This is a genomic window from Acinetobacter sp. OYA S30 (assembly GCF_033599315.1).
Lineage (GTDB): Bacteria > Pseudomonadota > Gammaproteobacteria > Pseudomonadales > Moraxellaceae > Acinetobacter > Acinetobacter baumannii.
On sequence record NZ_JAWVAV010000004.1, the window covers coordinates 88,985 to 107,187 of the forward strand.

Consider the following 18,203-nt stretch of genomic DNA (forward strand, 5'->3'; position numbering starts at 1 on the left):
CTCAAGCATACGAAATTGTGAACATTTTTATAAAATTAAGTTGATTTAAAACATTTGTCTATAGCTTTTACTTTTATAATTTTTTTAAGTTTTGATGGTTTTGACCATCAACAAAGTTTATTTTAGCTTTTAGAAGCAGTGCAGGAATAAAATAAGATGTTTGCCGAAACTCCCTCTTCACGTCCACCTCAACTCCCGTTTAAAGACAGCCCTTTTTCAATTCATGGCCGCTTTAACCGAATGAGTTATTTAGGTGGATATGGCCTGATTTATTTAGTCACAATCGTGGGCTATTTTATACTGGCTTCGTTTCTTGGAAGTTTTCAGCTTTCAAGTGATCTATTTAATTTTGAGTTTTACAGCTCTCTCTCCGGTATAAGTGCTTTAATGGTCTGGGCTTTCTGGCTATTTCTGATCTATCTCAACATTATTTTGGTCGTTCGACGCCTACATGATTTAAATAAAAGTGGCTGGATGGGACTACTGTTATTTATTCCAGTCGTTCAGTTCTTTTTTATGCTTTATTTACTGCTTGCTTCTGGTACAGCGGGCACTAATCAATATGGTCCCGTTCGGCCTTCAACGTTTATAGAAAAACTGATGGCTTGGCTTATTTTAATCGCTATTTTAATTAGCCTTATTTCTACAGCAGGCTTTTTTTACTACTTCTCTGGTACCGATACTATTCAAACCCCGACACAAATCTTACAAAAAGGAACGGAATACTTTTAATTAAAAAACACTTTATTATTTAGATGAACTCATTATAGTAGGCGCACATTTTATCTCCTACTATGATGGAAGCTGAAAAGGCTTTCTGAATTTATTCAATTAGAGACTTGTCGTGGCTGATGAACAAAAATCCTTAACGGATGTTGCAAAAAATACAGGCGAACTTTTGCAAGAAGCAGGTACTAAAACCACTCAAACAGTTTTAGCGCATACCGAGAAATACCATGATGCCTATACCACTATCGACAAAATCGTAGATAGTTTTTGGGAACGTGTACCTTATATCTGCATTGCAATTGTTGTTTTTCTTATTTTTTGGCTACTGACCAAATTATTTAAGTTCTTTGTTCGTAAGACTTTAGAAAATCGCTCTTATACTCGTCAAAATCTAGTTTTAGTTTTAAACCGTGTCGGTAGTACAGCGATCTTGTTCTTTGGTTTCTTAATAGCCCTTGTCATTATGATTCCAGGGTTCACACCAGGCCAGCTCATGAGTGCGCTAGGTATCGGTTCGGTCGCCATTGGTTTTGCATTTAAAGATATTTTTCAAAACCTGCTTTCAGGTATTTTGATTTTATTGAGCGAGCCATTCCGTATTGGCGATTCAATTGTGGTGAATTCACTTGAAGGAACTGTAGAAGACATCCAGATCCGTGCAACCTTCCTACGCTCACCGGATGGTCGCCGTATTGTTATTCCAAATGCAACGGTTTATACAAGTGCCTTAACTGTTAATACTGCTTATCAACAACGACGCTGCGAGTTTGTAGTCGGAATTGGCTATGACGATGATGAGCAAAAAGCAAAACAGATTATTTTAGATATTCTCAACAATGACCGAAATGTACTGAGTCAGCCTGCGTTTTCGGTTAATGTCACAGCTTTAGCAGATTTCTCGGTTAACCTGACTGTACGCTGGTGGGTTGATACCACTGAAACTGATATTTCTTCATCTATTAGTAATATTCAAGCTCAAGTAAAACAAGCTTTCAATGAAAATGATATTGATATTCCTTACCCAATTCAGGAATTAAAAATGGTATCTAATCCACCAGCTTTAAACCCTGAAACATCAGCTAAACAAACGACCTAAAATATAAGAAATAGACGTTTCGGTTCTTAAAATACGGTTGCCTAAGCTCATAGCTTGGCAGCCGTTTTTTATGAGCAAATCTACTTCGTAAGGAATAAATCCCCCTTCCGGCCCGACCACTACACTACAAGCATGGCTAATATTAATTGGCATACGTTGCTCAGCATAAGGATGAGCCACATAGGCAGGTGTTTCCTGCGTAATTAAGTTTGGCAAGATGTCTTCAACAAAAGGTTTAAAGCGTTTATAGAGTTGAATTTCAGGAACAATTGTATCGCCTGCTTGCTCAAGTCCCAGCGTAACGTAGTTGTCTACTTGCTGTAAAAAAGGTGTTTGCCAATAGCTTTTATCAACACGATAACTATGAATCAGGCTTATCTTCTCAACACCTAAAGTCACACTGTCCATAATTAGACGGCGTAAAACTTTAGGTCTTGGTAAAGCTACAATTAAATGAACCGGAAGTTTTGCTGGTAGTGGTTCTTCACGAATAGGCCGTATACGGACTTCATGCTCATTCATTGAAACAATTTCAGTGATATAACGGGCGCCGTTGCGAATACCAACTTTCAGGTTCTGGCCGACTGTAATATCAAGATGTTCATGCAAATGTTGTAATTGACGTTTTGAATGGATAGACCATGTATCCGATTGAACATCTTCAGACTCTAGTAAAACAATATTCATGATTTTTCGGCCAGATAGCGATTAATCACCCCGATATGTTTTTGTAAGGAACCTTGATTACGTTGCAACACTTTATGCGCCTGTGCCACTAACTGTTCAGTCGCCTCAGGTTCTGCCAGACATGCTAACCAGATATCAACGACCTGCTGTGCATCTTGAGCAATAAGCACAGCATTTTCATCAATGAACTCATCGACAATCGTTTGAAAGTTAAAATAACGCGGTCCAACTACAGTAGGTACATTTAAAACCATAGGTTCTAAAATATTATGCCCACCACCCGGCTCATTTAAAGAACCGCCTACAAAACACACCTGACTTAAGGCATACCATAACCAGAGCTCACCCATACTGTCAGCGAGATAAACTTGCGTGCTGGCATGAATACTTTGGCCCATACTTCTACGATGCGTAATTAAATTTAAATTTTGGCAAATTTCAAATACTTCATCGAAACGCTCAGGATGACGAGGCACCACAATACACACCAACTTACGATCTGAATTTAAATAAGGTGCGAGTGCTTCCAAAATTTGTTGTTCTTCGGGTGCATGTGTACTGGCAATCGTCACAACCTGCCGATTTTCCAGATACCACTGCTGATGCAATTGGGCAGCTTGTTTAATAAAAGCCTCTGGTGCATGGATATCAAATTTAATATTACCAACGACCTGACTTTTGTGTTCGTCTAAACCAAGCTCAACATAACGCTGACGAGTTGCACTATCTTGCGCTAACACCCAGTCCAGCTGTTTTAACATACCTGCGGTTAAACCCGAGACTTTACCATATCCTTTTGCAGATTTTTCTGACAACCGAGCATTAAGCAGCAAACAAGGTACATGCTGTAACTTGGCTTGATCGATTAAATTTGGCCAGAGTTCAGTTTCAACCAGCGCTAAAAGCTTTGGCTGATATAACTCAAAAAATTTTTTTAAAAGAGGCTTCTGGTCTACAGGCAAATAAACGGCTTGAAATAAATCTAAATAAGGTTCTTTTAGAAAAAGTGACTTGGCACGAGCCTGACCTGTTTTCGTGGTATTGGTCACTAAGACTGGCTGCCCAAGTTTTAGATAATACTCAATTAAAGGCTGTGCAGCATTGGTTTCCCCGACTGAAACAGCATGAAACCAGATCGCTTTTACATTCTTCGGTGCTTCAAACGGCCCAAATCTTTCCAGACATTCCTGCTGATATAATTCTAGACTTTGTGCACGTCTTTTTATCCGCCAACGATAAAACGGTTTTAATAAATGAAGTGCGGTATTGTACCAAAATGGGGTCGCCAAGCGGTTTGCCTCAAATAGTCAAAATTCAAAAACTGCGGAAAATATAACATAGATAAAAAAAATGGCAGAGTTTCGATACCTAAACTCTACCATATACAAGAAAAGTCATTTACTGAACTCACGAAAGAGCAAGTTCAGCACATAGTAAATTTTAATAATATTATGAACTTATGAAGCTTCTAAAGCCGGATAGTCTGTATATCCTTCAGCGCCTTTAGCATATAAAGTCGTTGGTTGAAGTTCATTTAATGGTAAGCCTTGTTCTAAACGCTGTAAAAGATCTGGATTAGCGATATATGCTTTACCAAAAGATACAGCATCTGCTTGACCTTCACGCAAGATACGTTTTGCTGACTCTGGTGTCAGATTTTCATTGGCAATCCATACACCATTAAATTTTTTACGTAATTGTGGGCTAATACTATCAGCTGCTTCATATTCACGAGAGAAAATGAAAGCCACATTACGTTGGCTGAGTTGTTCAACCACATAACCAAATGTCGCTAGCGGGTTTTCATCACCCATATCATGCGAGTCGCCACGCGGTGCAATATGCACACCTACTCGGCCAGCTCCCCACACTTCAATAAAGGCATCAACTACTTCTAATAACAAACGAGCTCGGTTTTCAACCGGACCACCATATTCATCATCACGCTGGTTAGTATTACTTTGAAGGAACTGGTCAATTAAATAACCATTTGCTGCATGTAACTCAACGCCATCAAAACCTGCTGCTTTAGCCAATTCAGCTGAATGCTTATATTGAGCAACAATTTCCTGAATTTCTTCAATTGAAAGCGCACGTGGCGTTACATATGGACGTTTAGGGCGTAATAAACTTACTTCACCCGCAGGTTGAATCGCACTCGGTGCAACAGGAATATCACCATCTAAAAGCTCTGGATGTGAAATACGACCCACATGCCACAGTTGAACTACAATTTTTGAACCTTGAGCATGAACTGCTTCAATAATCTTATTCCATGCTTGTGCTTGCTCTTGTGACCATAGTCCCGGAGTATCTGCATAACCTACGGTTTTTGAACCAATCACTGTTGCTTCAGTGAGAATGAGACCGGCATTTGCACGTTGCTGATAATATTCCACCATTAAATCGTTTGGAACACGGCTTTCGCCACTACGCGCACGTGTTAATGGGGCCATTACCAGTCGATTTTTAATTTCAAAATCACCAACTGTTAAGGGAGTATTGAGTTCAGCCATGATCGCCTCGACTTACACTTTATTTGTTTTAAAGTGTTTGTTTTAAATGTTCGATATATTGCTGAATCAAAGCTTCGTTACGTGAAAAATAAGACCATTGTCCATATTTTTGGACCTGAATGAGACCCGCCTGCTGTAATACAGACAAATGATTGGACATCGTAGACTGAGCTACTTTACCCAAACGTTCAATATGACCTGCGCAAACCCCTTTTTCAAAACTACCACCACACTCTTCTACTGGTAAATAATGCTCCGGCTCTTTTAACCATTGCAGAATCTGCCGACGCAGAGGATTGGCTAGGGCTTTGCTAATTGCATCAATATCCATAGGCTCAACACGTCTTGTAAACGAACAAAGCTTTGTTCAGCATTTCGGAAACATAATATCGTATTTTTACGATATTCATATCTATTTTTTTCGATATTCATATCGTATTTTTCCGATTAACTTCCAAACACTGAACTGCTTTGCCGTTTTAATCGCTAAAAATTTAAGAGTTATAGAGAATTAAAAGTTCAAAAGACTCTTATAACCCCTGTTTTAAACTCGCTTCAATAAAACGATCAAGGTCACCATCAAGAACCGCACCAGTATTTGAATTTTCAACACCCGTACGTAAATCCTTGATTCGAGAGTCATCAAGTACATAAGAACGAATTTGGCTACCCCAACCAATATCAGACTTCGAGTCTTCAAGTGCTTGAGCGGCTTCATTACGTTTTTGCATTTCTAATTCATACAATTTTGCACGTAACTGTTTCCATGCATGATCACGGTTCGCATGCTGTGAACGCTGGTTCTGACATGCCACTACAATACCAGTCGGAATATGCGTCAAACGTACTGCCGAATCGGTTTTGTTAATGTGCTGACCACCTGCACCAGATGCACGGTAAGTATCAGTACGAACATCTGAAGGATTAATATCAATTTCGATATTGTCATCGACTTCTGGAGAAATAAATACCGCAGAGAAAGAAGTATGACGACGGTTACCACTGTCAAATGGTGATTTACGTACTAAACGGTGTACACCAGATTCTGTACGTAACCAACCATACGCATATTCACCTTCAACACGAATCGTTGCAGATTTGATACCAGCCACATCACCGTCAGACACTTCCATAAGTTCTGCTTTAAAACCATGACGTTCAATCCAGCGCATATACATACGTAATAGCATTGAAGCCCAATCTTGTGCTTCTGTACCACCTGAACCCGCCTGAATCTCGACATAGCAAGGATTCGGGTCCATTGGATTGCTAAACATACGGCGGAATTCAAGTTTTGCTAATTCTTCTTCAGCAGTACTCAGTTCAGACTGAACATCTTCAAGCAAGCTTTCATCATCAGCTTCTACAGCCAAATCCAACATTGCTTTTGCATCTTCAAGCTGTGTAGATAAGCCATCTAATACATTAATAACGTTTTCTAGTTCGCCCTTTTCTTTCGCCATTGCCTGAGCACGGTTTTGATCATTCCAGATCGCAGGGTCTTCTAACTCACGTAAAACTTCTTCTAAACGTTCTTTTTTTAGATCGTAGTCAAAGATACCCCCGTAGTGTTTGGCTACGATCAGTTAAGTCTTTCAATTGGTTTAGATAAGGATTAATTTCCACGCGAGTGTTCCCATAAAAGCAGATAAACAGTCGAATATTTTATCATAGCTACGGTTATCTTCGAACCTGCTTTAATCGCTAACTCTTATTTCATTGAATAAGTTTGCTAATTTTCTTTCAGTAGATTTTAAGCTTAACTTGTAACATCCCCATACAAAATTGGGTACTTTTCCAGCATTTTTAAGTTTCTACACAAAATCTCCTCATTTTTAATAAAATAAAACATTGTTTTTTTATTATTTAAAATCAATATATTAAATTAAATATAGTTACATAAAAAGCACATGGTTACAGTCCAGTTACTTGGACAAGATTGACGGTAAATGATTTTGCTCTAGACTAAAAGTTGTAACAAAACATTTATAAAATCGTTTTTAGAGGGGAGAGATTCCATGAAAAAACTAGCAATTGCATCAGCTCTTTTATCTGCTCTTGCAGTAAGTGGCGCAGCAAACGCTTACCAAGCTGAAGTTGGTGGTTCTTACAATTATCTTGATCCAGATAACGGCAGCAGCGTAAGCAAATTCGGTGTTGATGGGACTTATTATTTCAACCCTGTTCAAACACGTAATGCACCGCTTGCAGAAGCAGCATTCTTAAACCGTGCAAGTAACGTTAACGCACATGTTAACTATGGCGATAACAGCGGCACAAAAGACACTCAATATGGCGTAGGCGTTGAGTACTTCGTTCCTAACTCTGACTTTTACCTTAGCGGTGATGTAGGCAGAAACGAACGTGAAATCGACAACACTAATATCGACAGTAAAGTGACTACTTATGCTGCAGAAGTAGGTTATTTACCAGCTCCTGGTTTATTACTTGCTCTAGGTGTTAAAGGTTACGACGAGAAAGACGGTAAAGACGGTGCAGATCCTACCGTTCGTGCTAAGTATGTAACTCAAGTTGGTCAACATGACGTAAACCTTGAAGCTTATGGTGCGTTTGGTGACCTTGACGAATATAAAGTTCGCGGTGACTACTACATCGATAAAACTTTAAGTTTAGGTGTGGACTACTACAATAACGACTTAACTGATAAAGATGAATTTGGTATCAATGCTAAAAAATTCTTAAATCAGCAAGTAAGTGTTGAAGGTCGTGTTGGATTCGGTGATAACGACAACACTTATGGTGTTCGTGCAGCATACCGCTTCTAATCTAACCTAGATTAAAAAAAATCCGCTCAATTGAGCGGATTTTTTTATTGATTTAAATGCACAATGCGTAGCTGTAAGCTCACATTACCATTAAAGACATTACGGTCTATTTCATAAACCAAATGCACATGGTCACGCATCGGATCAAACTCGAAGCGACCTGCTGCATTAAAAGCAATAGCATCGAAACTATATTGGTCTATCGCTAATCTAAGCTTTAAATGTGTCTCTTTGAGCCAACGAAAATCGATAACTTTAAAATATCCTTCAAATTGAGGCAGTGGAAATTTTTGTCCCCACGGACCTAATTGCTCAATCCAGTTTAAGGTATCTAATTGCAAAGCAGAGACAGGTAGCTCACCATCGGTCCATAATGTCGCTTGAAAGATTGATTCATCCATAGCAGCTACACAATCATTAAATACGGTTTTAAAAGCTTCAAAGTTTTCTTTACGAATCGTTAAGCCTGCCGCTGCCGCATGTCCACCAAAATGACTCACCAGCTCAGGATGTTGTTCGGCAACTTGTTCAATGGTATCTCGAATATGCACCCCATCAATGGAACGTGCTGCGCCTTTAATATGAATACCATCTTCATCTGGAGCAAACACAATCGTTGGGCGATGAAACTGTTCTTTTAAACGTCCCGCGACAATCCCGATGACACCTTGGTGCCAGTTTTCTTCAAACAGAACAAGCGCCGCGGGAATATCTTGTTGTGAGAGTTGTAAACTGTCTAAAGCAGATAAAGCTTGTTGCTTCATCTCCCCTTCAATTTGACGGCGATCGATATTTAACTGATTTAATTGCTGAGCAATGGGGTATGCAGTTTCCATCGTATCAGCTAATAAACACTCGATCCCAATACGCATACTCTCCATACGTCCAGCAGCATTAATGCGCGGTCCGAGCACAAAACCTAAATCTTGAGCACGTATTGAAGTAGCTTCCCGACCAGCGATATCGAGTAAGGCTAAGATTCCCACTCGACACTGATGTTGCTGAATACGTTTTACACCGGCATCAACCAAAATACGGTTGTTATAATCCAAAACAGCAACATCGGCATAAGTTCCCAAAGCGACTAAATCTAAATATTGAGTCACTTTACTTGTGCTTTTACCCTGTCTATTGCGTAGACTCGCCAAATTGGCAAGTACATAAAAAGCAACGCCAACACCGGCAAGTGCCTTACTTGGAAACTCACATCCTAATTGGTTTGGGTTTACCACCGCCTCAGCAAGTGGGGTTTCTTTGGTCGTTAAGTGATGATCAGTAATAATCACTTGCATGCCTAGAGCATGTGCTGCATCAACACCAGCATGGCTAGAAATTCCATTATCTACTGTAATTAATAGATCGGGTTGATAGGTGTGATGAGCAAGCTCAGCAATGGCAGGAGTAAGACCATAGCCATATTTGAAACGATCCGGTACCAAATAGTCGACTTGTGCTCCCATATCGCGAAGCACGAGCATCATTAAAGCAGTGCTGGTTGCGCCATCAGCATCATAGTCCCCCACAATAACTATTTTTTTCTGCTCATCGATGGCTTGATCCATTAATGCTACAGCAGCGTCCAACCCCTTGAGTTCAGGAGCCAATAAATTCTTAAGCTTTAACTCTAGTTCTTGCTCGGATTGTACGCCCCGTCTTGCCAAAATTTCGGCAATAAACGGAGGCACGCCCTGAAACTGTTCAGGGCGTGTCAATAAAGGTCTTTGTTTAATTTGTATTTTTGTCATTTAAGGCATCAGTCGGTGCAACGTCCATTGACCGTCGATTTTTTCATAACTCAAGCGGTCATGTAAACGATTTGGTCGCCCTTGCCAGAACTCATAATAATCTGGCTGTAGACGGTATCCACCCCAGAACTCCGGCTTATCGAGTACTTCACGGCTTTGAACCTGTTGTTGCAAGTCTTGAAAACGCTGTTGTAACAATTCGCGACTTTCAATTTTGCCACTTTGAGGAGTACTGATATGAGCTGCAATCTGGCTATCACGTGGACGTTTATGATAGTAGTCTGTAGATTCCTGTTCAGGAATTTTTACAACATGCCCACCTACTCGTACCTGACGCTCTAGACTTGGCCAATAAAATAACAATTCAGCATATGGATTTTCTGCCAAATCTATACCTTTTTGACTGTCATAGTTGGTATAGAAATCATAACCTGCTTCTGTCGCACCGCGTAACAACACAGTTCTGACATGCGGACGACCACTAGCACTCGCAGTTGCTAATGACATTGCATACGGTTCATGCAAGTTAGCTGCTAAGGCATGATTAAACCAACCTAGAAATTGCTCGTGGGGATTGCTAGCAACTTGAGTCTCATACAACTCGCCTTGTTCATAGCTTAAGCGCAATTCACTTAAATCTTTAATGACATCACTCATGCCATACACCTTATGCGACTTGTGCCTGTGAACGAACTGCATTTGCTAAATGTTCAGCTAAAGTTTTCACTTCTTGCTCGTTATCACCTTCAACCATGACACGAATGACTGGCTCAGTTCCAGACTTACGAATTAAAATACGTCCACGTCCTTTGAGCTGCTCTTCAGCTTTATTAAACTCAGCAACTAATGCAGGAATAGAATATGGATCAAGCATTTGTTCCAAACGTACATTTACAAGAACTTGTGGGTACAGTTTAAAGCCGTGAACCAATTCGTGCAGCGCTTTGTTCTGCTCAACCATCACGGTTAACACTTGTAATGCTGCAATAATCGCATCACCTGTTGTGCTCTTGTCTAAAGTCAGAATATGGCCAGAAGGCTCACCACCTGTTACCCATCCATTTTCTTCTAGGGCTTGTAATACATAACGGTCACCGACTTTTGCACGAACAAAGCCAACATTTGCTTTTTCAAGTGCCACTTCAAGTGCCATGTTACTCATTACCGTACCAACAACACCTGCTGGCTTGTTTTTTGCCTGAGTCGCTAAAATATATAAGATGTGGTCACCGTCAATTAAGTTACCGAACTTATCAACCATCACTACACGGTCAGCATCACCATCAAAGGCAATACCTAAGTCAGCCCCATGTTCCACAACCGCCTTTTGTAAGCTCTCTGGATGAGTTGAACCACAGTTTTCATTAATATTTAAACCATCTGGCTCATTGTATAAAGCGACAACTTTAGCGCCGAGTTCACGGAAAACCGAAGGGCCAACGCTGTAAGCAGCGCCGTGAGCACAATCCACAACAATTTTTAAATTATTTAAATCAAAATGATATGGGAATGTAGATTTACAAAATTCGATATAACGACCATTTGCATCGGTCACACGAACACTTTTACCTAAGTTTGCAGTGTCTTCGATAAATAAATCTTTTTCTAATTCTTTATTAATTTCTTCCTGCAATGAATCTGGTAATTTTTTACCTTCACTTGAGAAGAACTTAATCCCGTTATCAAAATATGGGTTATGTGATGCAGAAATAACAATCCCTGCATGTGCATGTAAGGCACGGGTAAGATGTGCAATTGCCGGTGTCGGTAATGGTCCAAGTAAGTGAACATATACACCAGCAGCATTTAATCCCGCCTGCAAAGCAGACTCTAAAATATAACCGGATAAACGAGTATCTTTTCCTAATACAACAAGTGGTTTATTTTTCGGACTCGTTCGTTTTAATACCTTCCCTGCAGCAAAACCGAGTTTTAAAGCAAACTCTGGCGTAATCGGCATTTGCCCAAATTTTCCACGAATACCATCCGTTCCAAAATAACTCATAGCTTATCTCATTTTTACGCCACTTCAGCCGTGGCTCATTTCATATATGGCTATTCCGCCATATCTCTTTTCATCGGATTTACTTTACACCAAAAACAAAAAGCCGTCAGTGTACTGACGGCTTTCTTGATTGTTTTGGTTACCAAAATCTAACCAACACGATAGTTCGGAGCTTCTTTAGTAATCGTTACATCATGAACATGTGACTCAGACATGCCTGCTGAAGTAATTTTCACAAATTTCGCATTTTGGCGAAGATCTTCAATCACAGCTGAACCTGTATAACCCATCGATGAACGTAAACCACCCATCATTTGATGAACGATATTACCCATTGGGCCTTTATATGGAACGCGGCCTTCGATTCCTTCTGGTACTAACTTCTCAGCACCCGCTTTTGAATCTTGGAAATAACGGTCAGCAGAACCAGTTGCTCCCGCCATTGCACCTAATGAACCCATACCACGATATGCTTTGTAGTAACGACCTTGGAAAAACTCAACTTCGCCCGGCGCTTCTTCAGTACCTGCAAGTAATGAACCAACCATGATCGTACTTGCACCCGCACCGATCGCTTTTGCCATATCGCCAGAGAAGCGGATACCGCCATCTGCAATTAAAGGAATTTGATCTTTTAGTGCACTAGCAACGCTGTCAATTGCAGAAATTTGTGGCATACCGATACCAGCCACAATACGTGTTGTACAGATAGAACCAGGACCAATACCCACTTTTACAGCATCTGCACCTGCATCTAATAATGCTAATGCAGCATCACCAGTTGCAATGTTGCCACCAATCACTTGTACTTGAGGGAAGTTTTGTTTCACCCAACGTACACGTTCAATTACACCAGCAGAGTGGCCATGTGCTGTATCAACAACAATGACGTCAACACCAGCTTCAACCAATGCTTCCACACGACTTGGTGTATCAGCACCTGTACCTACCGCAGCACCAACACGTAAACGACCAAGATCATCTTTACAACTGTTTGGATAGCTCTCAGCTTTGCGGAAGTCAGTTACTGTAATTAAGCCTTTAAGTTCGTTGCTCTCGCCAACGACCAAGACTTTTTCAATACGGTGTTTTTGCAATAATGCTTGAATATTTTCTTTAGACTCGCCTTCACGTACAGTGACTAAACGATCTTGGCCTGTCATGATGTTGCTAACAGGTTGTTCTAAATTGGTTTCAAAACGCGTATCACGGCCTGTCACAATACCAACAACCTTGCCGTCTTTAACAACAGGTACACCACTAATGTTATTAGCAGAGGTAATTGCAATCAGTTCACGTACTGTAGTTTCAGGGCTTACAGTGATAGGGTCTTTCACCATACCCGCTTCGAATTTTTTCACACGGCGTACTTCTGCAGCTTGAGCAGCAATATCCATGTTTTTGTGCAAAATCCCGATACCACCATTTTGCGCCATTGCAATCGCCATACGTGACTCAGTCACTGTATCCATTGCAGCTGAAACTAATGGGATATTTAAATAAATGCCGCGAGTTAAACGTGTCTTTAGAGAGACATCTTTTGGGAGAACAGTAGAGTAGGCAGGAAGTAATAAGACATCATCGAAGGTTAGCGCTTCTTGAACGATGGTCAGCATAACAATCTCACTGGTAAATTCCGTGAGCTATTATAAACAAATTTCGATGCAATTTTCATATTATCTTTGCCTTTTTCAGCAATAGATATTCGCCTACTCTAAATATTTCCCACTTATTATTGTGTTAGCTTATATTTAACTCACCTGATCATAGTCGTGATCATTCTCTGAATCTGCCGGGCTAACTTGAATAAGAGGAATAAGCTGGTGCGCTAAACGAGCTTTATTACACTGCTCATCAGCAATCTGCACTTCTCTACAGGTAGAACTACGCACCGCATAGATGGAACAACCCACCTCTTTACCAATTTCACCCGTCAAAGCCTGACATCGGGGCTCAGGCTGATTGGTTCCACGCATACATGAATAGACAGGTGTCAAAGGTTCAACTAGATGTTCTTCCATTAACTCGGCCTCAGCCCAGTAAAATGAAACCCGAAAATGTGCACAACATGCCCCACAGCGTAGGCATTCATCTGGAGTCGCAACTTGAGATAACATTTTTATTCAAATTCTCGTCATCAAAAATTTTTCTGCGACGCGAAATCCTAAAAAAATTTCAAATTGGACTCAATATGTCGAACATTATTTTTTATGTTGGACAGCTAAAAATTTGTTCTGTCATTAAATCAACACCGCATGGTAATGTTTCAATCCAGTCTAAAAACTGATTAATCATCTCTTTACCAATAAATGGACTACCGTGCTGAGGGACAATCATTTCAATATCCATCTGACGAACCATGTTGACCCATAAGCGAATGACTTTATTTGAACACATATAACGTTGATGAAAAGCTTTCATTTTCATCACATGGCTATCAAAATCTTTTAGAGGCTGACTTGCATCATCTACGATGGATGCTCCCATATCGCCCGAAAACAAAATTTTAGCAACGGGATCATAAAACTGAAAATTACCCACCGAATGTAGGAAATGCGCTGGAATAATTACAAGTTTCGATTCACCTAATTGAATCACTTGACCACGATCAGGCAGCTCAATCAAACGGTCTTCCCAATTCCCTTTCATACGCTCACTCATAAATGATGAATTTAAGTGAGGTAAAAAACGTGCCCATAATTTTGAGGCCACCACTTTAGCATCGGTATAGACTAACCAGCGGGGCATTGAGGTGATAATGTCTGGATCCTGATGCGAAGCCATCACATAATCAAGATTTTTAAGGCGCGTATATTTATTAAGTTCCATTGTCAACGGAACATAGGTCAAATCACCACCCGGGTCGATCACGGCAGCACGCTCATGATCAATAATTAAAAATTGATTGGCTTGTATGCCTTCCCCTTTGACCAAACTGGTAAAACTGATACATTTGTGTACGCCATTATCAAATAATATCTGTGATGTTGTTTTTTCAAACCCCATAAAATTCCCCAAAAAAAACTTTAAATATTAGATATTTTTATTTCCATAATAAAATAATGGGATTCAATCACTCATGCAATGAATTACTTTATTTTTCTCATAATATTTTAAAATTGATTTTGGTTTTCTTATTTTATAAATGAATCATAATGTTATTTAAAATTAAACTGCAATAAATTAAAATAATTCTCATTATCAAATTTACTTTTTGCGCTGTTTAGGCCTCCCATGACTCAACGCTTTGCTTTTTCAACTTCAAAAACTTTGTTAGCAGTTGCTATTTTTACTTCAATGACAACAAGTCATGCTGAAGAACCGGCAGAACAGCAAAATTCAACCAATGTGTTACCCACTATTTCTATTCAAGCACAAAAAGAAAACCCCACTTCTTATGTCGCAACAAAAGCAAATTCAGCTTTAAAATCAGATGCACCTCTATTTAAAACTGCTCAATCAGTTTCTGTCGTCACCCGTGAACAACTTGACCAAAAACAAGCAAGAACTTTAGCAGATGCACTTGAAGGTGTTGCAGGCGTAGAAGCTGGGAAACTTGGTCGCCGCGGTTGGGATGATTTCATTATCCGTGGGCAAACTTCTTCTGATTCGGTCTATGTCGATGGTTTAAGGGTAGGCCAAAATACTTATGTTGCCACCGAACTATCGGGCATGGATCAGGTACAAATTTTAAAAGGTCCTGCTTCTATTAATTTCGGTTTAGTTGCTCCGGGTGGTATGGTCAATTTAGTGACTAAAAGACCAGAAGCAGAAAGCTTTGCACGTGCTAGCATGACTTATGGTAGTTACAGCCTTAAAGAAGGAACATTCGATTTAAACTACAGCCCAAACAATAGTGAAAAAGGTGCTTTCCGTTTAAATGGACGTATCTCTGATCAAGATGATCCGACCGATTATGTTTATTTTAAAAATTTTTATATCTCGCCTTCTTATAATTTTGACCTCGGTGATAACACCGACCTCTCTATAATCGCAAGCTATCAACACCGCGAATATATTCGTCAGCAAGGTTTACCTGTAATTGGTACATTAAAAGACAACCCTAATGGACCTATAGATCGTAGTTTATATATTGGCGATCCTAATTTCGGTAAATATGAGGCAGATGTTTATCGCACTGGTTATACGTTTAAACATACTTTTGATAATGGCTGGAACTTTAACCAGAATTTTGCCGTACAAAAAACCGAAATGGATGGCAAAGCAGTCTTTGCTCGTACAGGTAGTAACTTTTGGGCAAAAGATAAACAAGGTGAAATTGATTACACGACTATCAGCCGTAGAAATAACAGCCGACACCAAGTTATTGATAACTTAAGCTTCGCCATCGATAACCGTTTAAATAAACAGTTTGATCTATATGGCATGCAGCACGACATTAATATTGGAGTCGATGCTTTTCAGGAAAAAAGTGATTACACCAATGATAAATATGATATTGGTGATTTAAATATCTATAACCCTATCTATGGTCAGAACGTGACATTGAAGCAAAATGTACGTGATATCAATCGTCTCAAATATCTAGGGCTCTATTTACGCGACCGTATTCAGCTTAATGATCAATTACTTTTAAGCTTATCAGGACGTCAAGATTGGGCACAAACCCAAACTACAAGTTTAGTAACTGGCAATGCGAGTAAACAATCAGATAATGCATTTACGGGCAGTGCTTCTGTCATGTATACCCTCAATGATATTGTGGCACCTTATGTGAGCTACGCTACATCATTTACTCCAAATAGTGGTACTGACGTAAATAGCAACCCATTTAAGCCAGAAAAAGGAAAGCAGGTTGAGGTCGGGATGAAATTACAAAGTCCGGGTCAACGAATTCAAGGTGCTATCGCTTGGTATGATCTAAAACGTCAGAATGTTTTGGTTACTGATACTGCGAATAGTGGCTATAAAGTACAACGTGGTGAACAGTTAACTCGCGGTATTGAAACTGAACTTAGTGCAGAAATTTTAGAAGGTTTAAAATTAACGGCTGCATATACCTACACAATTGATGCAGAAATTAGTAAAGATGCAAATGCAAGCAATGTAGGGAAAGCGCTCGACAATATTCCTGAACACGCTTATAGCTTGTCAGCTCGTTACAAATTTGATCCATCATCAAAACTTGGTTGGTATGTAGGTGGTGGTTTCCGAGGTGAAACTTATAAAACCGTTGATGGTTTAGATGTGCATGTTCCAGGCTATACAGTATTCGATACCGAAGCGGGTTATGATGCTGAGCGTTGGGGTGCCCAACTTGCGATCCGCAATCTATTTGATAAAGATTACTATGCAGGTGCTCTCAACGAAAATTTGGTGACTTTAGGTAATCCACGTCAAATTAACTTTACTGTGAAATTTAACTATTAAAATTACCTATAAAAAAACGCACTCTTAATGAGTGCGTTTTTTTATAAGCTTAAAATCATTTAAAAGAAGTAATGCTGTACGAGCGTAGAAACACCTACAATGAAGAAAATAGCTGCGCCAATTTTATGAATGAGCGCAATAGACAAACGTTCAGCCAACTTATTGCCAATAAATACAGCAGGTGCATTGGCAATCATCATTCCTAAAGTTGTGCCTAACATTACCCAGAAAATGCTGTCATAACGTGCAGCTAAAGCGACTGTTGCAATTTGGGTCTTATCACCAATTTCTGCCAAGAAAAACAAAATAAAAGTTGCGCCAAAAACGCCAAACTTTTGCCATTTATTAATACTCGCCGTTTCATCATCAAGCTCATCTGGAATAAGCATCCAGAACGCCATACCAATGAAACCAACCGCAAGTACCCAGACTAAGATTGCAGGGCTTAAAACCGTTGTAATCCACTGCCCAAGCACAGCAGAAATACCATGGTTAATTAAAGTTGCTAAAAGAATCGCGATTAAAATAGGGATTGGCTTACGAAAACGTGCAGATAATAAAAGTGCCAACAATTGAGTTTTATCGCCCATTTCAGCGAGGGCAACAATCGAGGTAGAAATCAGAAATTCTTGCATGTCGGTTCTCTGGCTAGCATAAATGCCTATGACCTACCCCTCCTGCTAGCCAAATATCATAAAATGATTGCAGAGTGGTAAATCAAAGGTCTTGCCAACTCAGGAACGATGAGACGTTTAAGCTATGATGACCATGTTCTGTTGAACAATTATGTTGACCATCACCTATTCACATTTGCTGTGAATAGCGGCTACTCCCCAATGAAGTATGGGCTTATTATATTCGACTAAATCTATTTTTCAAATATTCAGGCAAAAAATTTTACCCATGTCCATACGAATAAACGGGCTATTCCTAACAGCACTGCAAGACAAGCACTTATACTGATAAAACCAATATGGCTGCTACTTGTTCCAGTTTGATATTCAAGGGGTAAAATCAGAGTAGCGACAAACACTTCAATCCCCATGACAACATAAGTCATTCACTCCCAAGGGAAGTGCAAAATACTGACCCATATTCCCATCAATAAAAATACAACCAACAACAAGGGCAACATAATTTTCAGAAAACCCAACATTTACTATTTCTCCTTTACGTAATAACGAGAAATGTCTCCTCACTCTCGATAAGTCCTGCTTAATCTGTAGATTAACCTAAAATTAAGTCAAA

General features: G+C 39.7%; 16 protein-coding genes, 1 pseudogene and 1 riboswitch. Of the genes and pseudogenes, 4 read left to right on the forward strand and 13 right to left on the reverse strand.

Translation table 11 applies throughout. The annotated features are described in order from the left end of the window. Window positions 1–156 precede the first annotated feature (156 nt). Together R5R67_RS03440 and R5R67_RS03445 are read left to right on the forward strand one after the other, a co-directional pair. Window positions 157–732: a DUF805 domain-containing protein gene (locus R5R67_RS03440; RefSeq protein ID WP_000457175.1), complete on the forward strand. Its 576-nt coding sequence runs from the start codon at window positions 157–159 to the stop codon at window positions 730–732. 112 nt (window positions 733–844) lie between these two features. Continuing rightward, complete coding sequence (locus tag R5R67_RS03445) at window positions 845–1,825, forward strand: mechanosensitive ion channel family protein (protein ID WP_000752853.1); 981 nt, start codon at window positions 845–847, stop codon at window positions 1,823–1,825. Here the strand turns inward: R5R67_RS03445 and R5R67_RS03450 are convergent. The 5 genes from R5R67_RS03450 to prfB form a co-directional block, all read right to left on the reverse strand. Next, entirely contained in the window at window positions 1,805–2,512 is a 708-nt protein-coding gene (locus R5R67_RS03450) for a 16S rRNA (uracil(1498)-N(3))-methyltransferase (protein ID WP_001028409.1), read from the reverse strand. The two genes, R5R67_RS03445 and R5R67_RS03450, sit on opposite strands and share 21 nt — an antisense overlap. Continuing rightward, entirely contained in the window at window positions 2,509–3,801 is a 1,293-nt protein-coding gene (locus R5R67_RS03455) for a 3-deoxy-D-manno-octulosonic acid transferase (protein ID WP_000224860.1), read from the reverse strand. The genes R5R67_RS03450 and R5R67_RS03455 overlap by 4 nt, the downstream gene beginning before the upstream one ends. Before the next feature lie 168 nt (window positions 3,802–3,969). Further along, the gene (locus R5R67_RS03460; RefSeq protein WP_000819048.1) at window positions 3,970–5,028 is read right to left on the reverse strand and encodes an alkene reductase; all 1,059 of its coding nucleotides are present in this window, start codon (window positions 5,026–5,028) and stop codon (window positions 3,970–3,972) included. 28 nt (window positions 5,029–5,056) lie between these two features. Further along, window positions 5,057–5,359, reverse strand: a complete 303-nt coding sequence (locus R5R67_RS03465; protein ID WP_000350419.1) for an ArsR/SmtB family transcription factor — start codon at window positions 5,357–5,359, stop codon at window positions 5,057–5,059. Window positions 5,360–5,558: 199 nt separating this feature from the next. Beyond that, window positions 5,559–6,654 (reverse strand): peptide chain release factor 2 gene (prfB, locus tag R5R67_RS03470; RefSeq protein WP_096640204.1). Its coding sequence is split into 2 segments (ribosomal slippage): window positions 5,559–6,581 and window positions 6,583–6,654, totalling 1,095 coding nucleotides; the frame shifts between segments, so codons are not numbered across the junction. Window positions 6,655–7,046: 392 nt separating this feature from the next. Between prfB and R5R67_RS03475 the strand changes: the two genes are divergently transcribed. Continuing rightward, entirely contained in the window at window positions 7,047–7,814 is a 768-nt protein-coding gene (locus tag R5R67_RS03475) for a putative porin (RefSeq protein WP_000731728.1), read from the forward strand. 44 nt (window positions 7,815–7,858) lie between these two features. Here R5R67_RS03475 and recJ read toward each other — a convergent pair whose 3' ends face one another. The 6 genes from recJ to R5R67_RS03505 form a co-directional block, all read right to left on the reverse strand. Then, the gene (gene recJ, locus R5R67_RS03480) at window positions 7,859–9,559 is read right to left on the reverse strand and encodes a single-stranded-DNA-specific exonuclease RecJ (protein WP_000161606.1); all 1,701 of its coding nucleotides are present in this window, start codon (window positions 9,557–9,559) and stop codon (window positions 7,859–7,861) included. Continuing rightward, a complete protein-coding gene (gene pdxH / locus R5R67_RS03485) occupies window positions 9,560–10,216 on the reverse strand; it encodes a pyridoxamine 5'-phosphate oxidase (RefSeq protein ID WP_001286115.1) in 657 nt (218 codons plus the stop codon). A gap of 10 nt (window positions 10,217–10,226) precedes the next feature. Further along, entirely contained in the window at window positions 10,227–11,564 is a 1,338-nt protein-coding gene (gene glmM, locus R5R67_RS03490) for a phosphoglucosamine mutase (protein ID WP_000119869.1), read from the reverse strand. Window positions 11,565–11,713: 149 nt separating this feature from the next. Beyond that, complete coding sequence (gene guaB / locus R5R67_RS03495) at window positions 11,714–13,180, reverse strand: IMP dehydrogenase (protein ID WP_000956023.1); 1,467 nt, start codon at window positions 13,178–13,180, stop codon at window positions 11,714–11,716. 135 nt (window positions 13,181–13,315) lie between these two features. Beyond that, window positions 13,316–13,681, reverse strand: coding sequence for a YkgJ family cysteine cluster protein (locus tag R5R67_RS03500; protein WP_000952249.1), 366 nt, complete (start codon window positions 13,679–13,681; stop codon window positions 13,316–13,318). 91 nt (window positions 13,682–13,772) lie between these two features. Then, window positions 13,773–14,570, reverse strand: coding sequence for an MBL fold metallo-hydrolase (locus R5R67_RS03505; protein WP_000505318.1), 798 nt, complete (start codon window positions 14,568–14,570; stop codon window positions 13,773–13,775). Window positions 14,571–14,798: 228 nt separating this feature from the next. Between R5R67_RS03505 and R5R67_RS03510 the strand changes: the two genes are divergently transcribed. Continuing rightward, a complete protein-coding gene (locus R5R67_RS03510; RefSeq protein ID WP_000194062.1) occupies window positions 14,799–16,955 on the forward strand; it encodes a TonB-dependent siderophore receptor in 2,157 nt (718 codons plus the stop codon). A gap of 59 nt (window positions 16,956–17,014) precedes the next feature. Here R5R67_RS03510 and R5R67_RS03515 read toward each other — a convergent pair whose 3' ends face one another. Together R5R67_RS03515 and R5R67_RS03520 are read right to left on the reverse strand one after the other, a co-directional pair. Continuing rightward, the gene (locus tag R5R67_RS03515; RefSeq protein WP_001154981.1) at window positions 17,015–17,590 is read right to left on the reverse strand and encodes a TMEM165/GDT1 family protein; all 576 of its coding nucleotides are present in this window, start codon (window positions 17,588–17,590) and stop codon (window positions 17,015–17,017) included. Window positions 17,591–17,605: 15 nt separating this feature from the next. After that, window positions 17,606–17,802: riboswitch (yybP-ykoY riboswitch) on the reverse strand. 36 nt (window positions 17,803–17,838) lie between these two features. Continuing rightward, window positions 17,839–18,111, reverse strand: a pseudogene (locus R5R67_RS03520) (hypothetical protein). Window positions 18,112–18,203: the final 92 nt, after the last annotated feature.